This window comes from Syntrophales bacterium, assembly GCA_030655775.1.
GTDB lineage: Bacteria > Desulfobacterota > Syntrophia > Syntrophales > JADFWA01 > JAUSPI01.
On the sequence record JAUSPI010000176.1, the window covers coordinates 1 to 3,188 of the forward strand.

Below are 3,188 nucleotides of genomic sequence, written 5' to 3' on the forward strand. Positions count from 1 at the left end.
GATGTGTCTCAACGGTTTTCAAGCTTATGCAGAGGTAATCGGCGATCTCTTTATTTTTATATCCTTCGGCCACCAGTTTGAGGATCTCCCGTTCCCGCTTCGTTAATGTATCCCAGGCGGAATCTGTTTCATCAGTCTTTCTTCCTTCCAAATAACCCTCAATCACCTTCTCGGAAATCTCCGTACTGAGATAACGTTTTCCCTTGAGAACATTCTTGATGGCTGTCACAAGGTCTGCATGGGTGGCATCCTTGAGCACATAGCCATCCGCACCGGATTTCAGGCAGGCATGAACATACTTTTCCAGCTTGTGAACCGTCAGCATCAGCACTCTCGTCCCCGGAGATTGCTTCTTGATCTCCTTGATCGCTTCTATGCCGTTCATCCTCGGCATCGATATGTCCAAGAGCATCAAATCCGGCTTCAATTCCCGGGCGCGCCGGATGGCGACCTGTCCGTCTTCTGCTTCTCCGACAATCCGAAATTCGTCATGGGACGACAATAATGCTTTCAAACCGTCCCGAATGATGGCGTGGTCCTCCGCAATCACAATACGTTTCTTTTTATCCATTGAATGTTACCTTTTCTTACTCAGGAACTTTTCACTAAAAGTCTTGGTATCATGGAGGTGGTCGGGATTGTTTGGACAGGAAACAGGGATTTATAAGTGGTAAAGTGCTCCTGGTTTATGGTCATGCCGCAGCCTGTTTCTGCGGTAGAGTGATAAAGTAAACCATAGATGGGGTCTCCCTGTCAAAGCTTTGGTGCCATCGTTTTTCGTTGTAGAACATGAAATAGGTGGCAAGTCCTTTCTTCACCTCTGCCATTGAACCATAGCCCTTCAGGTAAATATCTTCGTACTTTACGCTTTTCCAGAGCCGTTCGATAAAGACATTGTCCATCCAACGGCCCTTGCCGTCCATGCTAATTGAAATGCCTCTCGAACGGAGAGCGCCTGTAAACGCTTCCGCGGTGAACTGGCTGCCCTGGTCCGTATTGAAGATCTCGGGGCAACCGTACTTGGCGATCGCCTCTTCCAGAGCATCTACGCAAAATGAGCTGTCCAGCGTGTTGGACAGCCGCCAGGCGAGAACCATCCGACTCGCCCAGTCCATGATCGCTACAAGATAACAGAACCCCTTCGCCATGGGGATGTAGGTTATATCGCTGGCCCACACATGATTTGCCCGTGTGATCTCAAGGCCGCGCAGAAGATAGGGATACTTCACATGTCCAGGATGCGCCAACGACAGTCTCGGTTTGACATACAGCGCCTCGATGCCCATCCGGCGCATCAGACGGCGCACCTTGTCACGACCCACGTCATAACCGCTTGCCCACAGCTCGTTGCGAATCTTCCGGCTTCCGTAGAACGGATACGCCAGATGGATCTCGTCAATCTTGCGCATAAGCTCCATATCTTTCGCGTTCAGAGGCGTCGGGGTGTAATAGACGCCGGATCTACACAGATCCAGAAGATTGCATTGCTGTGTCACCGGAAGTTTATCCCCCTTGTCGATCATCATTTTGCGCTCGCATCGCCTATGCGACCGAGCGCGCCTGATAAAAAATCGTTCTCCATCGACAACTGTCCGATCTTCGCGTGAAGGTCCTTCACGCTCTGAACCTGATCAACCTTTCTTTCCTTGCTGAAAATGTCCGGGGCATGTTCAAGAAGCTGCTTCTTCCACTCCGTAATCTGGTTCGGATGAACCTGGTACCGCTGGGATAACTTCAACGAGCGTCTGTTCGCCTTTCAGTGCGTCCAACGCCACCTTCGCCTTGAATGTCGGTGCATGTGAGTCCTTCTCGGTCTTTTACTCATATGCTGCTCCTCCTTAGCCTCATTATAGAGCAACTTTACCACTTATGCACCTGTCCAGTTTTGCCAGACCAGCTCTACGGGCGTTGACCAGCTTGACTTCAAGTCCGTGGCTCTCAAGGATTTCAAAAACCGGTATCCAGTAAATGCCGGTGGACTCCATCGCGACCTGCAAAGGCTTCCTTAAAGCAGGGGCTCTGCCTCAGAATGAGGCAGAGCCCCCAAGACTCAGTTTTTCCTCTTATTTTATTTACTGTTTGGTGATTGATCTGATAACCCCGTCAGGGGTGTATTCCACCACTACCTGATCGCCCACACTAAAGTCCTTAAGGTCCACATCCGAACCCGCGGTTAAAGTATACATCTTGCCGGATTCATCCTGTACCGAAACTCTACCCGTATCGGCGAAAATAGCAATAATCTTCCCCGTTATCGGCCCCTGTGACTCCTGGGAAACTGCTGCTCCGGCAAAGGAAACCAAAAACAGAACAACAACCAGCACAGAAACTAACTTCCTTGATGTTAATTTTTTCATCATTGTCTTTTACTCCTTTATGGTTAGTTTGAAAATCTTCTGTTTTTTTCAGTTATCATCGGTTATCATTTTGAGACATCACCTCCTTTTTCCTGTTCTTCCCGGGGCTGTCTTTCCGCCGGGGCGGGGTAAGTTTCCCTGGGGGGTATAGTCTCCTCTACTCGCGGTGTTATCTTCTCCGCCTCCGCAGGCGGGGAGTCTTCCTCCCCTTTGCAGCCAGCAAGACCACCCGCAAAACCAAGGCACATAAACAACGCAAAAAACATACACATAAACCTTTTCATACTTTATCACCTCCTTTTTCAATTTTTAATAAAAGGCATGGTCTTAACTCATGGTTTCAGACAGCAACCCAAGCAACGCAAATATGGGGAAGGGCTTTTCCAAAAAGCTCGCCTGGTATTTCATTTTCTCCCCTTCAAGACGTGTTTGATACCGTTTCAGGTCGGCGCTCATATAGATCGTTTTTATCCTGGGATGATGTACCCGTATGTCCCTTACCATTTCGAGACCGTTTTTCCCCGGCATCTGGATATCGGTAAGAATGATGTCGGGTTTGAACTGGAGGAAGACCTCATACCCTTCCTCGCCATTCGCGGCCGTCTTCACGCGATAGATGCCCACCCTCTCTACCATTTCCTTCATGAAATCGGCTAATGCCTCCTCATCATCGACAATCAATACCTTAATCATGTTCTTTTTACCTGATCCCCATTTCCTGTCCTTTTGGCCGCGTTTTCCCTGGCTCTGTTCAGAGAAGGGAGACATTGTCCCCTCGACTTATGGGGATAGCCTTATTATACGCAAGGGATGTGCCAAACTCTCGTAGTT

Annotated in this window: 5 protein-coding genes and 1 pseudogene; all 6 read right to left on the bottom strand. The window is 49.1% G+C overall.

Features of this window, described 5'->3' with window-relative positions:
• The coding region (locus Q7J27_09420) for a response regulator transcription factor (GenBank protein MDO9529366.1) at window positions 1-571 on the bottom strand (571 nt) is incomplete at its 3' end.
• Window positions 572-692: 121 nt separating this feature from the next.
• Window positions 693-1,775 (bottom strand): annotated as a pseudogene (locus Q7J27_09425) (IS3 family transposase).
• 72 nt (window positions 1,776-1,847) lie between these two features.
• The gene (locus Q7J27_09430; protein ID MDO9529367.1) at window positions 1,848-1,985 is read right to left on the bottom strand and encodes a hypothetical protein; all 138 of its coding nucleotides are present in this window, start codon (window positions 1,983-1,985) and stop codon (window positions 1,848-1,850) included.
• An 87-nt stretch (window positions 1,986-2,072) separates the two neighbouring features.
• A complete protein-coding gene (locus tag Q7J27_09435; protein ID MDO9529368.1) occupies window positions 2,073-2,360 on the bottom strand; it encodes a hypothetical protein in 288 nt (95 codons plus the stop codon).
• Between the two features lie 62 nt (window positions 2,361-2,422).
• Window positions 2,423-2,641, bottom strand: coding sequence for a hypothetical protein (locus tag Q7J27_09440; protein ID MDO9529369.1), 219 nt, complete (start codon window positions 2,639-2,641; stop codon window positions 2,423-2,425).
• A 43-nt stretch (window positions 2,642-2,684) separates the two neighbouring features.
• On the bottom strand, window positions 2,685-3,125 hold the full coding sequence (locus Q7J27_09445; GenBank protein MDO9529370.1) for a response regulator: 441 nt from the start codon (window positions 3,123-3,125) through the stop codon (window positions 2,685-2,687).
• Window positions 3,126-3,188 lie beyond the last annotated feature (63 nt).